The organism is Chitinophaga sp. Ak27 (assembly GCF_012726295.1).
GTDB lineage: Bacteria > Bacteroidota > Bacteroidia > Chitinophagales > Chitinophagaceae > Chitinophaga.
On the sequence record NZ_JABAOB010000004.1, the window covers coordinates 588214 to 607373 of the forward strand.

The 19160-nt window shown below is 46.4% G+C and carries 14 protein-coding genes and 4 tRNA genes; 8 read left to right on the forward strand and 10 right to left on the reverse strand.

Annotated features, from left to right (window positions below):
* A complete protein-coding gene (locus tag HGH90_RS17255) occupies nt 1-750 on the forward strand; it encodes an HAD-IIB family hydrolase (RefSeq protein WP_168763235.1) in 750 nt (249 codons plus the stop codon).
* Here HGH90_RS17255 and HGH90_RS17260 read toward each other — a convergent pair.
* The 6 genes from HGH90_RS17260 to HGH90_RS17285 form a co-directional block, all read right to left on the reverse strand.
* On the reverse strand, nt 735-1742 hold the full coding sequence (locus tag HGH90_RS17260) for a pesticidal protein Cry7Aa (protein WP_168763236.1): 1008 nt from the start codon (nt 1740-1742) through the stop codon (nt 735-737). The genes HGH90_RS17255 and HGH90_RS17260 overlap by 16 nt on opposite strands.
* Nucleotides 1743-1952: 210 nt before the next feature.
* Nucleotides 1953-2029: transfer RNA gene (locus HGH90_RS17265), tRNA-Arg, on the reverse strand.
* Nucleotides 2030-2172: 143 nt separating this feature from the next.
* Nucleotides 2173-2246: transfer RNA gene (locus HGH90_RS17270), tRNA-Arg, on the reverse strand.
* A gap of 177 nt (nt 2247-2423) precedes the next feature.
* Nucleotides 2424-2497 (reverse strand) — tRNA-Arg (locus tag HGH90_RS17275).
* Between the two features lie 97 nt (nt 2498-2594).
* A complete protein-coding gene (locus tag HGH90_RS17280) occupies nt 2595-3707 on the reverse strand; it encodes an acyltransferase family protein (RefSeq protein WP_168763237.1) in 1113 nt (370 codons plus the stop codon).
* Nucleotides 3708-3970: 263 nt separating this feature from the next.
* Nucleotides 3971-4044 (reverse strand) — tRNA-Arg (locus HGH90_RS17285).
* A gap of 123 nt (nt 4045-4167) precedes the next feature.
* Here HGH90_RS17285 and HGH90_RS17290 point away from each other — a divergent pair.
* The gene (locus HGH90_RS17290; protein ID WP_168763238.1) at nt 4168-4641 is read left to right on the forward strand and encodes a 23S rRNA (pseudouridine(1915)-N(3))-methyltransferase RlmH; all 474 of its coding nucleotides are present in this window, start codon (nt 4168-4170) and stop codon (nt 4639-4641) included.
* Nucleotides 4642-4671: 30 nt separating this feature from the next.
* Complete coding sequence (locus HGH90_RS17295; RefSeq protein WP_168763239.1) at nt 4672-5298, forward strand: rhomboid family intramembrane serine protease; 627 nt, start codon at nt 4672-4674, stop codon at nt 5296-5298.
* Between the two features lie 45 nt (nt 5299-5343).
* On the opposite strand, the gene tilS is transcribed toward HGH90_RS17295, so the two are convergent.
* Both tilS and HGH90_RS17305 read right to left on the reverse strand, forming a co-directional pair.
* A complete protein-coding gene (gene tilS / locus HGH90_RS17300) occupies nt 5344-6681 on the reverse strand; it encodes a tRNA lysidine(34) synthetase TilS (protein ID WP_168763240.1) in 1338 nt (445 codons plus the stop codon).
* Between the two features lie 24 nt (nt 6682-6705).
* Nucleotides 6706-7017: a tetratricopeptide repeat protein gene (locus HGH90_RS17305; RefSeq protein ID WP_168763241.1), complete on the reverse strand. Its 312-nt coding sequence runs from the start codon at nt 7015-7017 to the stop codon at nt 6706-6708.
* A gap of 133 nt (nt 7018-7150) precedes the next feature.
* On the opposite strand from HGH90_RS17305, the gene HGH90_RS17310 reads away from it, so the two are divergent.
* The 4 genes from HGH90_RS17310 to ispE all read left to right on the forward strand — a co-directional run bounded on the left by HGH90_RS17310 (nt 7151) and on the right by ispE (nt 10572).
* Nucleotides 7151-7891, forward strand: a complete 741-nt coding sequence (locus tag HGH90_RS17310) for an electron transfer flavoprotein subunit beta/FixA family protein (RefSeq protein ID WP_168763242.1) — start codon at nt 7151-7153, stop codon at nt 7889-7891.
* A gap of 36 nt (nt 7892-7927) precedes the next feature.
* Complete coding sequence (locus HGH90_RS17315; protein ID WP_168763243.1) at nt 7928-8899, forward strand: electron transfer flavoprotein subunit alpha/FixB family protein; 972 nt, start codon at nt 7928-7930, stop codon at nt 8897-8899.
* A gap of 187 nt (nt 8900-9086) precedes the next feature.
* Nucleotides 9087-9686 (forward strand): bifunctional nuclease family protein, encoded by a 600-nt coding sequence (locus HGH90_RS17320; RefSeq protein WP_145666142.1) that lies wholly within the window; start codon nt 9087-9089, stop codon nt 9684-9686.
* Nucleotides 9687-9762: 76 nt separating this feature from the next.
* Nucleotides 9763-10572 (forward strand): 4-(cytidine 5'-diphospho)-2-C-methyl-D-erythritol kinase, encoded by an 810-nt coding sequence (gene ispE, locus HGH90_RS17325; protein WP_168763244.1) that lies wholly within the window; start codon nt 9763-9765, stop codon nt 10570-10572.
* Between the two features lie 3 nt (nt 10573-10575).
* On the opposite strand, the gene rplT is transcribed toward ispE, so the two are convergent.
* Together rplT and rpmI are read right to left on the reverse strand one after the other, a co-directional pair.
* The gene (gene rplT, locus HGH90_RS17330; RefSeq protein ID WP_078673350.1) at nt 10576-10920 is read right to left on the reverse strand and encodes a 50S ribosomal protein L20; all 345 of its coding nucleotides are present in this window, start codon (nt 10918-10920) and stop codon (nt 10576-10578) included.
* 48 nt (nt 10921-10968) lie between these two features.
* Complete coding sequence (gene rpmI, locus HGH90_RS17335) at nt 10969-11166, reverse strand: 50S ribosomal protein L35 (RefSeq protein ID WP_079471802.1); 198 nt, start codon at nt 11164-11166, stop codon at nt 10969-10971.
* Nucleotides 11167-11596: 430 nt separating this feature from the next.
* Here rpmI and HGH90_RS17340 point away from each other — a divergent pair.
* The coding region (locus HGH90_RS17340) for a hypothetical protein (RefSeq protein ID WP_169191621.1) at nt 11597-19160 on the forward strand (7564 nt) is incomplete at its 3' end.

Here is a 19160-nt window from a genome sequence, read left to right on the forward strand (position 1 = left end):
ATGAAGAAACTGATTGTATTTGACCTGGATGGTACATTGGCCGAAAGTAAGGCGGCTATTGATCCTGAAATGAGCACATTGCTTTATTCACTGCTGCAGGTGGCCAGGGTTGCCATTATATCGGGCGGCGCCTGGCCACAATTCCAAAAGCAGGTGCTGGCACATTTGCCAGACGATGAAAGGCTCCAAAGGCTATCCATTCTGCCTACCTGCGGTACCCAATTTTATGAATATAACAGGGGATGGAATAAGCGTTATTCGGAGGACTTCAGCGCCGACGAAAAAGCAAAGATCATCGGGGCTTTACAGGCCGTAGTGGCGACTCTTGGCTACCAACCGGCACAACATTGGGGCGATACAATAGAAGACAGGGGCAGCCAGATTACCTTTTCTGCCCTGGGGCAGAAAGCGCCTTTGGAAGAAAAGAAAAAGTGGGATCCTGATTTCTCCAAAAGACAACAGATGAAAACGTTACTGGAAAAAATGATCCCTGAATTTTCCATTAACCTGGGAGGCACTACTTCTGTAGACATTACCAAACCTGGCATAGACAAAGCTTATGGCATCCATAAATTAAGGGATATTCTGATCATCGGATTAACAGAAATGTTATTTGTGGGCGATGCCATTTTCCCCGGCGGCAATGATTACCCGGCCAGGGAAGCGGGCGTAGATTGTATCAAAGTGCGGGATCCCGATGAAACAAAGCGGGTAATAGAAACGGTGGTTGTTTGCTATGCGGTTTTATGAGCCAGCAGTACCTGCAATATTTCCTGCAGACTTACCGCTCCTACGGCAATCACGTCATCGCCGGCCCCATAGTAAATATAAAGGGTATCGTTGATCAGTACGGTGCCTGTAGGAAAACAAACATTATCCACATCTCCCCTGGTTTCCCATACCCGCTCAGGAACCAGTATGGGGTGCGGTAGTCGCGCCCGCACTATCTGCGGATTATCGAGGTCCAGGAGTGCAGCGCATCCCACGTAAATAAAGCCATTTGAGGTTTGCCGTACCCCGTGGTAAATCAACAGCCATCCTTCCGGCGTTTCTACCGGGGGACAACCTCCTCCAACGTAGCTGCTTTCATGAGCATATTTGGGCGTTAACAATAAGTGTTCATGGAAATGCAGGAAATAATTTTTCCAGAATCCGGGGGTTAATTCAGAAATCTCGTTTACAGCCACCAACTGAATATCAGGTTTAATGCGATGCAGGAAATGCAGTTTACCCTTTATTCTCCGGGGAAAAAAGATAACATCCTTATCCCACAAGCGGGCACTGTTGCTGTTGAATAAATTATACTTTTCATTGAGCGGCGCATGGGTGGAAGCTAGTTCCATAAACGTTTTCAGCTCCATTTGCGCAACTATCAGCCCTTCCTTTTTAAACTGCCGGCCATCTTTGGAGGTAGCCAATGCGCCGCAGGCATTAACGCCATCGAAAGCGGTGTAGGTAAGATAGTACAAGTCATCAATTTTTACCACCCGCGGATCCTCCATGCCTTTGGCTTCAAAGCTATGCTCGGGAAAAAGAATGGGCGATGTGAGCCTTTCAGCTACTGTAAGCGGGTCACTAAGGGCACAAAAGCCAATGGAAGAATGGTTGCCTCGCCGGACTGCCCGGTAATAAAACAGGATTTGGTGTCCGTCTTTGATGGTGGCGGGGTTTAACACGCCTTCGTTTTCGAAAGCCAGGGCCGTTTGTCTTAAGATGACTCCCTCTTTTTTGATCCTTATCATGCCTGCAAGGTTTGTTGTTTGGATATTCATCTAACAAAAACAGGCTCATAATGTTTTTCCGGATATAGGGAAAGCTGGATTAGCCACTAAAAAAATATAATTAATTAACACTTTATTAAAGTATCATAATCAATCAACGGCAACTAGAACATTGAGGAGAAGGCGCATAAAAAAGGACGAACCGATTTAACTCGTGTTCGTCCTTTTTATTGGTGACTCCGTCTGGATTCAAACCAGAAACCTTTTGATTCGTAGTCAAATGCTCTATTCAGTTGAGCTACGGAGCCGTTCCCGTTGGGATAGCGAAGATACGCCATTATTTTATTTCTAACAAATTATTTTTCAATAATTTATACCTGACAGCTTTTCTTCAGATATTTTATTTTGATAGAAAATGCTGCAACCGGTGTTGCAGCATTTTCATTTTTTGTGACCTCATCTGGATTCAAACCAGAAACCTTTTGATTCGTAGTCAAATGCTCTATTCAGTTGAGCTATGAAGCCATTCCCGTTTTGGGATTGCAAATGTAGAATTTGTTTTTTATTTATCAAAAAAAATATCATCTTTTTTTATGACACTATCGGTAAGGGCTATACGGGCAATGTATGGAGGTGACCGGATAAAGAGATAACGGCATCAGAAAAAAAGGGAAAGCTGCAAACCTGCAGCTTTCCCTTTTGTGACCTCATCTGGATTCAAACCAGAAACCTTTTGATTCGTAGTCAAATGCTCTATTCAGTTGAGCTATGAAGCCATTCCCTGTTTTGGGATTGCAAATGTAGAATTTGTTTTCTATTTACCCAAAAAAAATAAAATCTATCGTTAATGCCTATACGATTTGCGCGCACAATTTATACCTTAATAATAATATTCTTACGGTACATGATGCCTATGGGCACCCATATTACCAATACCAGCAGGATGGCCGCTCCCAGGGATGCATGATACGGCATCATGTTATTGGCAAACACTGCCTGGTAAAACCATTCTCTTACATTAGTATTACCTGCGGGGATATATCCCAGTATTTTTGGAATAAGTCCCGACAATACGAAAGCAGTAATCGCATTGCGGCCAAAAGCTACGAATGGCGCCAGGTAGCGTTGATGGTGCTGCACATCGATCAGCCAATAGCTGGCCGACAGCGCCATAGTGGCCAATCCGCCGGTATATAATACAAAAGAACTGGTCCAGAGTGACTTGTTAATAGGAAAAAAAGGATCCCAGATCAGTGCCAGTATCACAGTAATAAAACCATATACAAAGAGCCAGGATACCTTTACGGCATCTTCCTGGTCTTTACGCCGTAGCCAGCTTCCCACCAACATCCCGAAGATACCCGTGCCAATAGCTGGCAAGGTGCTTAGCAGCCCTTCCGGATCCCAGGTTTTGCTCCCCGCCCACAGGTGTGCAGGGGTAAACACCAGCCGATCTAACCAGGCACCCAGGTTGGTTTCTGGTTCCAGGTTGGGTGCTCCTATACCTGGCACCGGCACGAGCGTCATCAGTATCCAATAGCCCAATAATAACGCGATTCCCGTCCATAGCTGTGTACGCCGGCTTGTTTTGATAAATAATATCGCACAGATACTAAACACTACGCCTATACGGGGCAGTACACCCGGAAAACGCCAGTGCGAAAAATTAAACCTGGGCACCAGGTGCAACAACCATCCGAGCACCACGATGGTAGCGCCCCGGCGCAATGCCTGCCGGATCATTTGTCCATGCTGCGCCGGGTCATCTTTCCGGCTGCCAAGGGCATAGGCGATAGACACTCCTACGATAAAAAGAAAAAAAGGAAAAATGAGATCGGTGGGCGTGCAGCCATTCCATTTGGAATGCTCTAGCGGTGCATATACATAGTTCCAGTCCCCCGGGTTATTCACCAGTATCATGGCCGCCACCGTAAGGCCGCGGAAGAAATCCAATGATAACAATCTTTGTTTTACAGCAATGGCCATGATGATTTTATTTATTATTCAGACACGCGTTATTTTTATCTCCTTTAATTTAAAATATTTTTTTCACTCTGGTGATACTTTATTGACCGGGGTCGCGGAAGCTCTACCGGTAATGTATATACGTAAATGTGACAACATATTACAGTGATCTGATAACTCTCGGGGTAAAAAATCAAAAGCCAACCTCATGGCCGGCCGTCATACTTTCCATACTAATATAAAAAAAGAGAAACGCCCCCCAAATTGGGAGGCGTTTCTCTTAGTGACCCCGTCAGGATTCAAACCTGAAACCTTTTGATCCGTAGTCAAATGCTCTATTCAATTGAGCTACGGAGCCATTAATTGTGATAGGATGGCAAAGGTAGCGGATTTTTCGAAAACACCAAACAGTTATTAAAAAAAATACTGCAATCTTCTGATTTACACTTACTTTTACGCCGTTACTTAATTATCATACGAAGTGAAAATTCAACTCTGGAGCATAGGAAAGGAGCATGATCCCTACATCAGGGACGGGATGGCGGTTTTTCAAAAACGGCTACAGCATTACGTGGATTTCGATGTGAAGCTGATCCCTACCGTAAAACAGGCCGCCAGCTTATCGATACCCGAGCTGAAAAAACAGGAGGCTAAATTAATCATGGACCTCTTGCAGCCTACCGATTTCCTGCTGGCACTGGACGAAAAGGGAAAGATGCTGACAACCGTACAATTCGCCGACTTCCTGCAACAGCGCACCAATGCAGGTACACGGCAACTCATCATTCTGATAGGAGGCGCTTTCGGTATTGACGAAACCTTGCTGCAGAGAGCCCAGCTGAAAATGTCGTTGTCGCCCTTAACCTTCCCTCATCAACTCGTACGGCTTATTTTCACCGAACAATTATATCGTGCCTATACGGTGTTAAACCGGGAAAAGTATCATCATCAATAGTTACATTTATAGATAAAATCATCTCATTGTATGACGCTTTCAATCAGTTTAGTTATCATCATCATTACCTGCCTTATCTCCTATACGGCCCTGCAGAACTATGACCAGTTAGATAAGCTGAGCCTGCAACCCTACCTGGTAAAGCGTTACAACCAGTACTACCGCTTTATCACTTCCGGGTTTGTACATGCCGACTTCCAGCATCTACTCTTCAATATGCTGACCTTATATTTCTTCGGTGGATTTATTGAGCGTGTTTTTGCACAGCTATTCCATAACAAACTGGTGTATGTTGGTTATTACCTGCTGGGGATTATTGTAGCCAATATTCCTTCTTACATTAAACATCGCGACAACTCTTACTACTCTTCCCTGGGAGCCTCCGGCGCTATTTCCGCCATTGTATTTACGGCCATCCTCGTGAATCCCTGGGCGTCTATTTACCTGTTTTTTGCGCTTAAATTGCCAGCAGTGGTGTATGGTGTTTTATTCCTTGGGATTTCCGCTTATATGGGAAGAAAAGGTGGAGGTAATATTAACCACGACGCACATTTATGGGGCGCCTTATTTGGGTTGATATTTCCGTTGATCTTCCATCCGGAACTGGGCACTAACTTTTTGTATATGATCATGCACCGCTCTCAATTTGTACAATAACCGCTAAGTGCAGCAGCGCCCGTAAAGCCGCTGCTGCACTTATTTTCAAGGCATCCATTCAATACTCAGTATTGCTTTTGTTTTAGAACTTATCTTCACCCGGTCATCTATCCTCATCCCTACAATCCACACAATCCGCTTATTGGATTCCAGTACCCAAACATTTTCTTTTTGTGGCAGCGACAACTTCTGATCGATCAGAAACCGGCTTATTTTTTTCTTGCGGGGCATACCCAGTGGATAAAAATAATCCCCTTGTTTCCACTTCCGCAGGATCATCGGATACACTACCTGTGCGGCATCCAGCCAGGCTATTGCAGCAGCCGTGGGTATCGGGGCAACGCCCCTCTCCTGTTGCCGGATACGTAGCTGGCCTCCGCCAAAACGCACGTGTGCCGTATTGGCTTCAATAACTACTAGTGGAGCCGCTTCCATGCCCAAGGGCGTTATCAGCAACCACTGCCGGTTGCGGATGACCCGGTGAGTAGCCGTTTCCACGTACCGGCCCGATTCGCTGTCGAGTAACGACAGCACCTGCTGCACCTGCGCCGAAGAACAACCAAACGGACGAAACAGTTCCCAGGCAATGGTTTGCAGGGGGATACTCTGTTGCAATTTACCTACCGGCACCTTCCAGGTATCACCTTCCTGAAATAACAACCGCTTGCGATGACGTGCTACTGCTTCTTGGTAAAGACACTCCGCTTCCTTCATCCGCTCTATGGTAGCCGCCATATTCCGCACAGCTCCAGGAAATGCCTCTTGCAGTTTGGGAATGACCTGGTGCCGGTAATAATTACGTGTATACTTATCTGTTATATTGGAACTGTCTTCCCGGAAAGTAATATTATGCAAGGTGGCATATGCCACCAGGGTATCTTTCTCAGTAAACAACAAAGGCCGGATAATCTTTTCCTGTTTAGGTAAAATACCGTGTAAACCAGCTATGCCGGTACCTTTCGTAAAATTCATCAGGGCTGTTTCTACGCTGTCCTGCATATGGTGTGCGGTAGCGATATATGCATAGCCTTCCGCAGCGCGTATTTGTTCCAGCCATTCATAGCGCAGTTCCCTCGCGGCTACCTGTATGGTTACATGATGTTCTTCCACGTAAGCATGGGTATCAAACCGGATGGAGTGAAAGGGCAGCCCCAGCCTGGCGGCTACCTGTTTCACAAAAGCTTCATCCTGTTCTGATTCGGCAGCTCGGAGCTGAAAGTTGCAATGGGCAATACCTGCAGCATATCCGGCCTGTTTAAATAAAGAGGCCATTACGATAGAGTCTACGCCCCCGCTAACGGCCAGCAGTATTTTCTGGGCAGGATCAAATAACCGCTGCCGGGATATATAATCGGAAAAATGAGTCAATAAATGTTGAGGCATCCGTGGTTAATTGGAGTTAAAATATCAGTATATCAGCTCTTCGTAGGCGGATTGTAATTCATTATAGGCATGTCTTTCATTGGCTGCTTTGGCCATGCTCATGCCCTTTTCATATACGCTGATGGCGCCGGCATTGTCGCCCGCCCGCTCGAGCAACTTACCCAGGTGGTAGTAAGAGCCAACATAACCGGGTTCATACGCCAATAGCTCTTCAAATTGTTGCCGGGCGGCTACCTCATCACCTATCTTAATATATTCCAATGCCAATGCATGTTTTAAAAAGCTATCGTTGGGTGTGGCCAGCAACAGTTGCTTTATTTGTGGAATCCTGTCCATCTGTTTATTATTATTTAATTCTACAATATGTCAATGATAATACTGATTAAAATCATTTTCCGGCCTGCGGTTGGCTTATATTATTTAAATATATTTGCTACTACCGCATTTTTAAACAAAACAGTTTAAGGCCATGAAGATTTTAGTATGTATCAGCAAAACTCCGGACACGACTGCAAAAATAGCTTTCACGGACAATAACACGAAATTCAATGAGGCTGGTGTACAGTTTATTATTAATCCATACGATGAGTGGTACGCGTTGGTGAGGGCGCTGGAGCTGAAAGAAACCATTGGTGCCGATGTTCACCTGGTAACGGTAGGCGGTGCTGATTGCGATCCTATTATCCGCAAAGCCCTGGCATTGGGGGGGGATGAAGCATTCCGTATCAATGCAGACAGCGCTGATAGTTTTTATATCGCTTCCCAGATTGCGGCACATGCCCGGGAAAAGCAATACGACATTATTTTTACAGGTAAAGAAACCATCGATTATAATGGTTCAGGTATAGGCGGGATGGTAGCGGAATTGCTGGACCTTCCCTATGTGTCCATTGCGGCTAAATTTGACCTGAATGGCACCGTGGCAACAGTAAACAGGGAGATTGAAGGAGGCGAAGAAACCTGTGAAGTATCCCTGCCAGTGGTAGTTTCCTGCCAGAAAGGAATGGCCGAAGCCCGTATTCCCAATATGCGCGGCATCATGGCTGCCAGAACCAAACCCTTGACAGTAGTAGATCCTGTAGCTGCAGACACCCTCACTTCCGTAGTTAGCTTTGAGCTGCCTCCGGCAAAAGCAGGTGTAAAACTGATCAGCCCCGACAACGTGGACGAACTGGTGAAATTACTCCACGAAGAAGCTAAAGTGATCTAAAGGTTCTCTATCTCGTAACTACTAATTAAATTATTCATGTCTATATTAATATTTGCCGATCAGGCACAGGGTAAGATTAAAAAAGCGGCACTGGAAGCTGTACAATATGGCGCCAAAGTAGCCGCGCAACTGGGTACCACCGCCACTGCGCTGGTACTAGGTCCGGTAGATGCTGCGGAACTGTCTGCACTCGGTAATTACGGCGCACAGAAAGTATTGCACGCTGCCGATGCACGCCTGCATGAAGTTGAAAGCATCGTATATACTAAAGTGATTTCAGAAGCGGCAGAAAAAGAAGGCAGCCAGGTGATCATCTTCCCACATAATTTTGACGGAAAAGCCGTTGCCCCCCGGGTGGCAGCCCGGCTTAAAGCGGGACTCGTTGCCGGCGCTATCTCCTACCCCGATACCAGCAATGGTTTTGTGGTAAAGAAAAATGTGTTTTCCGGTAAGGCGTTCGCCCATGTCAATATCACATCCGATAAGAAAATCATTGCTATTATACCCAATACTTTCGCGCTTACTCCCGGCACAGGAACTGCTACCGTAGAACCTTTCTCTCCAGCCATCCAGGATAGCGACTTCAAAGTGAAAGTGGTAAAAACTGAAACGGTGAGCGGCGACGTACCTTTAACAGAGGCTGAAATCGTAGTGAGCGGCGGACGTGGTATGAAAGGTCCTGAAAACTGGGGCATACTGGAAGACCTGGCCAAAGCACTGGGAGCAGCCACCGCAAGCTCACGCCCCGTGGCCGATGCCGGATGGCGCCCTCATCACGAGCACGTAGGTCAAACCGGCCTGACCGTAAGGCCCAATTTATATGTTGCCATCGGTATTTCCGGCGCTATACAGCACCTGGCAGGCGTAAATGGTAGCAAGGTTATTGTGGTGATCAACAAAGATCCGGAAGCACCTTTCTTCAAGGCAGCCGACTACGGCATTGTAGGCGATGCTTTTGAGGTGGTACCTAAACTGACGGCAGCCGTTCAGAAGCTGAAACAGTCGTAATAGGCTTTACAATGGAAGAATTATGGGTGACTGATGCAAATGTTAAAATCATCCTGATCAGTAATCCATAATTCTTCGCTTTATCAGGACTGATATTAGGCATTTATCAGATAGATTTTTTTTAGATAGGGAATATTTTTCTAACTTCACAGACTTACAAACTATTCAGCGACAACGCAAGACAGATATGAGAAAAATAGAACTGGAAATAGTTGCTTTATCGCACAGCATTACGCAGACTCATTCATATGCCGTGGTATTGGGAGAAGTAAATGGGTTACGCCGTTTACCGATTGTGATTGGGGGCTTTGAAGCGCAGGCTATTGCGGTGGCTTTGGAGAAAATGCAACCCAGCCGGCCTTTAACACACGACCTGATGAAAAACTTCATGAACGCCTTTAATGTGGAGTTGCAGGAGGTGGTCATCAGTAATTTGCAGGAAGGCATTTTTTACTCCAAACTTATCTGTTCCAATAACGACGAAACTATTGAGATAGATTCCCGCACTTCAGATGCATTGGCGCTCGCGGTTCGTTTTGGATGCCCTATCTATACGTTTGAGAATATTCTCAACAGCGCAGGTATATTGCTGGACGATCCTGCCGGTAAAAAAAGCAGCAAGCCGGTAACCCCTACTATTTCAGAACATGAAAAAGGTGTGGAAGACGACCTCAAATCTATGAATGTGGATGAATTAAACACCCTCTTACAGGAAGTGTTGGAACAGGAAGACTACATTCGGGCTATCGCCATCCGCGATGAATTAAATAGTCGCAAAAGCAAATAATTTCCTTCAGTATAATCGTGCAGTTGACAGCCCCATCTGGCATGTAGCTGTAGATTTGCCGTGCAACAGATAATAGATGATTGTATTTCCCAATTGTAAGATAAACCTGGGCCTGCATATTACTCACAAGCGCCCCGACGGTTTTCATGACCTGGAAACCGTTTTCTACCCCCTGCCCGTAAACGATGCCCTGGAAATCATTGCCCATCCATCATTACAGTTTGCCAGCAGCGGTATCCCTGTTCCCGGGGAGGCGGCTGATAATCTTTGTCTCAGGGCTTTTCACTTACTGCAGCGCGATTTCCCGCAGGTGCAACCAGTAAATATCCACCTGCATAAACATATTCCTATTGGCGCAGGATTGGGAGGAGGTTCGGCAGATGCCGCGTTCATGCTGCGATTGCTCAACCAGAAGTTTCAATTGGGGCTTTCCGATGCAATATTGGCTGACTATGCCGCCCAATTGGGTAGTGATTGTCCCTTCTTTATTTACAACCGGCCTTGTTATGCTACAGGACGTGGTGAAATCATGGATCTTATTGACCTCGATCTTTCAGGGTACTCCTTTGTGTTGGTACATCCCGGCATTCATGTTAATACCGGCTGGGCGTTTAAACAGCTTACGCCCCAGGCGCCGGCTTATGCGCTGAGGGAGAAAATACAATCACCGGTGGCTATGTGGAGGGAAATAATTACCAATGATTTTGAAGCGCCGGTATTCAGCGCCTATCCTGTTTTGGCGGAGATAAAGGAACAATTATATGCGGCTGGGGCCTTATATGCTGCCATGAGCGGAAGTGGTTCGGCCGTGGTGGGTATTTTCCCTAAAAACAAAATAGCTGACATCCTGTGGGATGCCAGCTATCGGGTATTTACTATTAGGTAAGTCTTACTTTACAGAAGCTACCAGTGCTTTAAATGTTTCTGGTTCATTCATAGCCAGATCAGCCAGAACTTTTCTATTCAGGTCGATATTTTTACCGGCTAATTTGTTCATAAACACAGAATAGGTCAACCCTTCTGCTCTAACAGCAGCGTTGATACGGGCGATCCACAGCTGACGGTAGTTTCTTTTCTTTAATTTACGACCAACATAGCTGTAGGTGAGTCCTTTTTCCAGGACGTTTTTCGCTACGGTGTAAACATTCTTTCTTTTACCGTAGAAGCCTTTGGCTTGCTTTAAGATCCTTTTTCTCCGGGCTCTTGAAGCTACGGCATTAACTGAACGAGGCATTTGCTTTGTTTTTTCTCAGGTTATAAAATTCGATTCTTTTGACAGATACTAGCGCATTCCGAGCATTCTCTTAACCAGGTTAAGATTTGCTTCGTGAACCAGCGTACTACCTCTTAAGCTACGTTTTCTTTTCGTAGATTTTTTAGTCAGTAAGTGGCTTTTGAAGGCCATGAACCGCTTAATCTGTCCGTTCCCACCAACCTTGAACGTTTTCTTGGCACGGGAATGTGTCTTTACTTTGGGCATCTTACATCAAATTTGGTCTGCAAAGGTATGAAAATAATTCAATAAAGCACAGTCTCATATAAATAATTAACGCCCTCTCCCGAATGTGGATAACTTTTCTAATATTTTTTTACCATCTCTTAAGCGATTGACTATCAATTTTCAGCTTTCCACCTTTGTCAAGTTATCTGGTCTCTATTCATATTATAATTAATCACACTTTTTTTATTTACCTATATTATCATTAGTTTTAATTTTATTTTAATTACATATTTTAACCATACCATGTATAAATACCTGACGCCTATGAAACCATTTTACCCATCTATCCAAGTGAGCCAGGAAATTTCCGCCGGTTATTTTTATTTATGTAAAGAGTTGAGCATCAATAGGAATTGAACAGCTTATCCTGTACAATTCTGATACTTTTTTTACTTAACTGTTTGCACCTATGAAACGACTATTAACCTTCTTGTACTTGCTGACCGGGCTGATATTCCTGGGCAAAGAGGTAGAAGCACAAACCGAACCCGCTACAGGAACACCCTTCATGAACCTTCCGGATACTACCTGCTGGAAGAGCTTCGCGAGTATGAACGCTTTCTATTGGAAATCGTCCAATACACCAGATTCGGCTACCTGGACCATTACACCGGGAGGATCTTCTATTACTATATTGTACTCTTCCGATCCTATCAATAAACTGGTCCGGCAAAAACCTGATCCCACCTATAAACGGAACGCACTTACCATCAAGTTTAATGATATCGGACAATATACCATTTCAGTTGACCTCTGGTATAGAGGCGTCAAATCAACTGTCACTAAAAAAATATATTCGAAAGATTGTTCTATCCTCCCCTGTCAGGGTAAGAACACCGGGCTGGGTGACTTCAAAGAAAACTTTGGAAACTTCCCCAATGGGGCAACCACCAGTAAATCCAGCTCTTATGTAACGGGCTATATCTATAACCCGCTTCCGCTAGTAAGTCCTTACACCATGGACGATAACAGTTACACTGTTTTCTGGAATACCCAGGTAAGAAGCGAATGGGTAAGTATGACCGACCATACCGGTAGTACCGTCGACTCTGTAGGTGGTATGCTGATTGCCAACTCCTCTTATGATGCCAGGTCATTCTTCACCAGGGACAATGTACCGGTCTGTCCCGGCTCCCTTTATAATTTTAGCGCCTGGTTTCTCAACGTCAATGGTATCAAAGTGTTCAATTCGAGTTGTATCAGCGGTAACTGGGATGGATACCACTACGCAGGTGTTAGCTTTTTGATCATCAATACAAAGGGAGGTGCTCCTTCCTCTACTTGGGATACCCTGGCCCGCTTCAAAACCTTCGATGTGTCGATGAACCTGTCAGGTCCGCAGTGGCAAATGTATGGAGGCGGTTTTAAAACGCCGGGAGGTGTTACATCGGTCCGCCTTGAAATTGTGAATGACCGGCCCGGAGGTTGCGGAAATGACATCGCTGTCGATGACATTTCCTTTGCCTATTGTAGCCCTTATATTTATTCTTATATAGATGGTAAACTGGGATTAAGAGCAGATTCCCTGTGCGATGGAGCCCCGGTTACCATGAAAGCCTCTTATAGCCCGAATGGCTGGCAGCCAGACGGTACCTACGATGCCACTAAAGACTACTTTAAAAATCCACAATATCAATGGTTCTGGAGTAACGACGGTCTTGCCTGGGATACCCTCCGCGATGGTAGCGGTATTACAGGTACCATGACATCATCTGTAGTGTTTGCACCCGGCGCTTTAAAAGGAGATCCAAACCAGATCGTAACAAAATATTACCGGGTAAATATCCTGGAAAAAGGCAACCTCGGTAACTGTGCGGCGCCTTCTGAATACACCAAGATTACGATATTACCTAAACCTAAAGTAACCGTATCCTCAGGAAGAATATGTATAGGAGATAGTGTGACAATGACCGCCAACGGAGGATACAGTGAATATGAATGGCAGGTAACCCCCGTCGTTACCGGCCCGGTGATGGTCGTATATCCCACTGTTACCACCACCTATTCTGCCATCGGTATCGCCGATTATGGATGGGATGCGGTGAAAATGGAGCAACGACAGTGTAGAGACACCGGTTCCGCCCAGGTAATCGTGGACGCTCAACCGGTCACAAAAATTAGTGGTGGCCCGACGGATATTTGTCTAGGCCAACAGATAAAACTAAATGTTACCAACAGCGGAGCACCGCCAGATAGCCTGGCCTGGAGCTGGAAATACAATACCACCACCATTGGTAATCCAAATGATGCGAGTATTACCCATACTCCTGCTACCGTAGGTACACAAAACTATTCCGTACTACTGACCAATAAAACTTGTACTGCGGTTGATACCTTTAAGGTAAATGTGAGATCGCTTCCGAAAGCAGATACTGCGATTACCTATAAACAATGTAACATACCGGATTTCGCTGTCACCCGCACTGCTCTCCCTACTGATCAGCAAGGCAAGTGGCTGGTTTATCGCGATACCCAGAATAATACCGGTGGTATCACCTTCACCAACCCCACTTCGAACAATACAACGGTGAAAGGCATACCAATTGCAGATACCGTTACAGTCATTTGGGTGATTACCAATAAATCACTGGCTGCTTGTACGGATACCAGCTGGGTGACGCTGATCAACACCAAGCCACTTACACCAAGTGTAGCTGGTGCAGACCAGGTGCAATGCGGCAACACAGCATTTCAACTTGGGGCCAGCAGACCTGGTCCTGGAGAAACAGGCAAATGGACATTAGGAACAGGCACTACTTCCGCTATGGTAAAAATCAGTGATAGCACAGCCTATAATGCCATAGCTACCATACTGACAGGTACCCGTCCGCAAACGGTACAATTGGTGTGGACTATTTCTAATGGCGTATGTCCTAATCCCGTTTCAACAAATGTTAATCTGACCGTAAAGAACTCTCCTGTTGTCAGCTTAAATGCGGCAGCAGTATGTAATACTGTCAGCTCCTTTGCTGTTGCCTATTCAGGATTAACCGGTACTATCAAAACTTATGAAATAGTGGCAGCGCCCACCAGGCCAATGCCGAACTTTACAAAGGTGACCGGTACCTGGTCTGGCACCACTGCTTCCGGTTCATTTAATGTCGCCCTGCCCGCCAATACTCCCGCCGGCAGCTACGATTTTATATTCACCGGCAAAGAAGATACACTCCACGGTTGTACAGTAACGGTGCCTTTCTCCTTATCTGTAGAAAAGCCATCTACCAATCCAACTAGCATTAACGCCTCTGTAGTTTCATTTTGCGTGAAGGGGGACGTTAGATTAACCGTGGTTGGCGGTTCGCTGGGAGTTGATTCAACCGGCACTCCGGCTACCTGGAAATGGTATACTGGCGCCTGCCCTGGTAGCCCCGGTAGCGTACGTGTTTATCCCGACATTTCCAATGCCGACAGTTCCAGCGTTACCTTTAATAATGTTACTACTACCACCACTTTTTACGTGATGGCGCCAAGCACCGGCCCTTGTGGCAGCACAACCTGCGCTTCCGTCCAGGTGAAAGTATATGTGGAGCCTAACAGGGCAAACGCCAGCACTAACCAAAGTGCCTGTGAACGCACAACTGACTTCCAGTTGAATGGTAACGCAACGGGCGTTGCCGGTGTTAATGGTTTATGGACAACCCTGAATCCTAATGCAATTATCACTAATCCTACACAACCTAATGCCACTGTAAAAGTAAATATAGGCGATACCGCTACCTTGATCTGGACAATTTCCAATGGCCCTTGTGTGGCTACAAGTGGCAGCATGTTTATCACCAACTTCAAAAAGCCGGCTCCTGCAAACGCCAACGTTGACCAAAAGCATTGTAATGACTCTATCTTCACTATGGCGGCGAATAAGCCAACGGAGTACGGAGCATACGGTGCATGGACCATCGTGGGTGGTAAACAAAGTTGGATCAACATTACTGATACATCTTTAAACAACACCCAGGTAAAAGTGCTGGCGGGTCATACCGCTACCCTGGTATGGACGATTACCAACGGTACCTGTCCTGCTACTACCGACACCGTGTTGCTGACCAACTACGACATTCCGGCTATCGCCAATGCGGGTGGCAATCAGAAACATTGTAACGATTCCATCTTCACCATGGCGGCGAATAAGCCAACGGAGTACGGAGCATACGGCGCATGGACCATCGCGGGTGGTAAGCAAACCTGGATCACTATAACTGACACTACTTTAAATACTACCAAAGTAAAAGTACTGGCAGGTCACACTGCTACCCTGGTATGGACGATTACCAACGGTACCTGCGCGGCCACCACCGATACCGTACTGCTCACAAATTATGACGTACCGGCTATCGCAAATGCTAATATTGATCAGAAACATTGTAACGACTCCATCTTCACCATGGCCGCTAACAAGCCAACAGAATATGGTGCTTATGGCGCATGGACCATTGCAGGTGGCAAACAAGCCTGGATCACTATTACTGACACTACTTTAAATACTACCAAAGTAAAAGTACTGGCTGGTCACACCGCTACCCTGGTATGGACTATTACCAACGGTACCTGCGCGGCCACCACCGATACAGTGCTGCTCACCAACTACGATAAGCCGGCGATTGCAAATGCCAATATCGATCAGAAACATTGTAACGACTCCATCTTCACTATGGCCGCTAACAAGCCTACGGAATATGGTGCTTATGGGGCATGGACCATTGTAGGCGGTAAACAGAGCTGGATCACTATTACTGATACCACCTTAAACACGACCAAAGTAAAAGTACTAGCTGGTCATACGGCTGCCCTGGTATGGACCATTACCAATGGCACCTGTGCCGCTACTACCGACACCGTGCTGCTCACTAACTACGATGTTCCTGCTATAGCTAACGCAAATGTGGATCAGAAACATTGTAACGACTCCATATTCACCATGGCGGCTAACAAACCAACGGAATATGGCGCTTATGGGGCATGGACCATCGTGGGTGGCAAACAAACCTGGATCACTATCACCGACACCTCTTTAAATACTACCAAAGTAAAAGTACTCGCTGGCCACACAGCTACCCTGGTATGGACCATCACCAATGGTACCTGCGCAGCGACAACAGACACCGTACTGCTCACCAATTACGACAAGCCGGCGATCGCAAATGCTGGTAGCAATCAGAATCATTGTAACGACTCCATTTTCACCATGGCCGCTAACAAGCCTACTGAGTACGGAGCATACGGCGCATGGACCATCGTGGGTGGTAAACAAAGCTGGATCACTATTACTGACACTACTTTAAATACGACTAAAGTAAAAGTACTCGCTGGCCACACAGCTGCCCTGGTATGGACCATCACTAATGGTACCTGCGCGGCAACTACCGATACCATACTGCTGACCAACTATGATAAACCGGCGATCGCAAACGCGGGTGGCAATCAGAAACATTGTAACGATTCCATCTTCACCATGGCGGCGAATAAGCCAACGGAGTACGGAGCATACGGCGCATGGACCATTGTGGGTGGTAAGCAAACCTGGATCACTATTACTGATACTACGTTAAACACGACCAAAGTAAAAGTACTCGCTGGCCACACTGCTACCCTGGTATGGACGATTACCAACGGTACCTGCGCGGCCACCACCGATACCGTACTGCTCACAAATTATGACGTACCGGCTATCGCAAATGCTAATATTGATCAGAAACATTGTAACGACTCCATCTTCACCATGGCCGCTAACAAGCCAACAGAATATGGTGCTTATGGCGCATGGACCATTGCAGGTGGTAAACAAGCCTGGATCACTATTACTGACACTACTTTAAATACCACTAAAGTAAAAGTACTGGCGGGCCACACCGCTACCCTGGTATGGACCATTACTAACGGTACCTGCGCGGCTACCACTGATACAGTACTGCTCACCAACTACGACAAGCCGGCGATTGCAAATGCCAATATCGATCAGAAACATTGTAACGACTCCATCTTCACTATGGCCGCTAACAAGCCTACGGAATATGGCGCTTATGGGGCATGGACCATTGTAGGCGGTAAACAGAGCTGGATCACTATTACTGACACTACTTTAAACACGACCAAAGTAAAAGTACTGGCTGGTCATACGGCTGCCCTGATATGGACCATCACCAATGGTACCTGTACCGCTACTACCGACACCGTGCTGCTCACTAACTACGATGTTCCTGCTATAGCTAACGCAAATGTGGATCAGAAACATTGTAACGACTCCATCTTCACCATGGCGGCTAATAAGCCTACGGAGTACGGAGCATACGGCGCATGGACCATCGTGGGCGGTAAACAAAGCTGGATCACTATTACTGATACTACGTTAAACACGACCAAAGTAAAAGTACTCGCTGGCCACACAGCTGCCCTCGTATGGACTGTTACCAACGGTACCTGCGCGGCGACTACAGACACCGTACTGCTTACCAACTATGACAAACCAGCGATCGCAAATGCCAACATCGACCAGAAACACTGTAACGACTCCATCTTCACCATGGCGGCTAACAAGCCTACGGAGTACGGAGCATACGGCGCATGGACCATTGTGGGTGGTAAACAAACCTGGATCACTATTACTGATACCACTTTAAATACGACTAAAGTAAAAGTACTCGCTGGTCACACCGCTGCCCTGGTATGGACCATTACTAATGGTACCTGCGCGGCAACCACCGATACCGTACTGCTGACCAACTATGATAAACCGGCGATCGCAAACGCGGGCAGCAATCAGAAACATTGTAACGATTCCATCTTCACCATGGCGGCGAACAAGCCGACGGAGTATGGAGCATATGGAGCATGGACCATCGTGGGTGGTAAACAAACCTGGATCACTATTACTGATACTACGTTAAACACGACCAAAGTAAAAGTACTCGCTGGTCACACGGCTGCCCTGGTATGGACCATTACCAACGGTACCTGCGCGGCTACCACCGATACAGTACTGCTCACCAACTACGATATTCCGGCTGTGGCTAAGGCTAATATTGATCAGAAACACTGTAACGACTCCATCTTCACCATGGCCGCTAACAAGCCAACAGAATATGGTGCTTATGGCGCATGGACCATTGCAGGTGGTAAACAAGCCTGGATCACTATTACTGACACTACTTTAAATACTACCAAAGTAAAAGTACTGGCTGGTCACACCGCTACCCTGGTATGGACCATTACCAACGGTACCTGCGCGGCCACCACCGATACAGTGCTGCTCACCAACTACGACAAGCCAGCGATTGCAAATGCCAATATCGATCAGAAACATTGTAACGACTCCATCTTCACTATGGCCGCTAACAAGCCTACGGAATATGGTGCTTATGGGGCATGGACCATTGTAGGCGGTAAACAGAGCTGGATCACTATTACTGATACCACCTTAAACACGACCAAAGTAAAAGTACTGGCTGGTCATACGGCTGCCCTGGTATGGACCATTACCAATGGTACCTGTGCTGCTACCACCGACACCGTGTTGCTCACTAACTACGATGTTCCTGCTATAGCTAACGCAAATGTGGATCAGAAACATTGTAACGACTCCATATTCACCATGGCGGCTAACAAACCAACGGAATATGGCGCTTATGGGGCATGGACCATCGTGGGTGGCAAGCAAACATGGATCACTATCACCGACACCTCTTTAAATACTACCAAAGTAAAAGTACTCGCTGGCCACACGGCTGCCCTGGTATGGACCATCACCAATGGTACCTGCGCAGCGACAACAGACACCGTACTGCTCACCAACTATGACAAGCCGGCTATCGCAAATGCTGATAGCAATCAGAATCATTGTAACGACTCCATTTTCACCATGGCGGCTAACAAGCCTACGGAGTACGGAGCATACGGCGCATGGACCATTGTGGGTGGTAAACAAACCTGGATCACTATTACTGACACTACTTTAAATACGACTAAAGTAAAAGTACTCG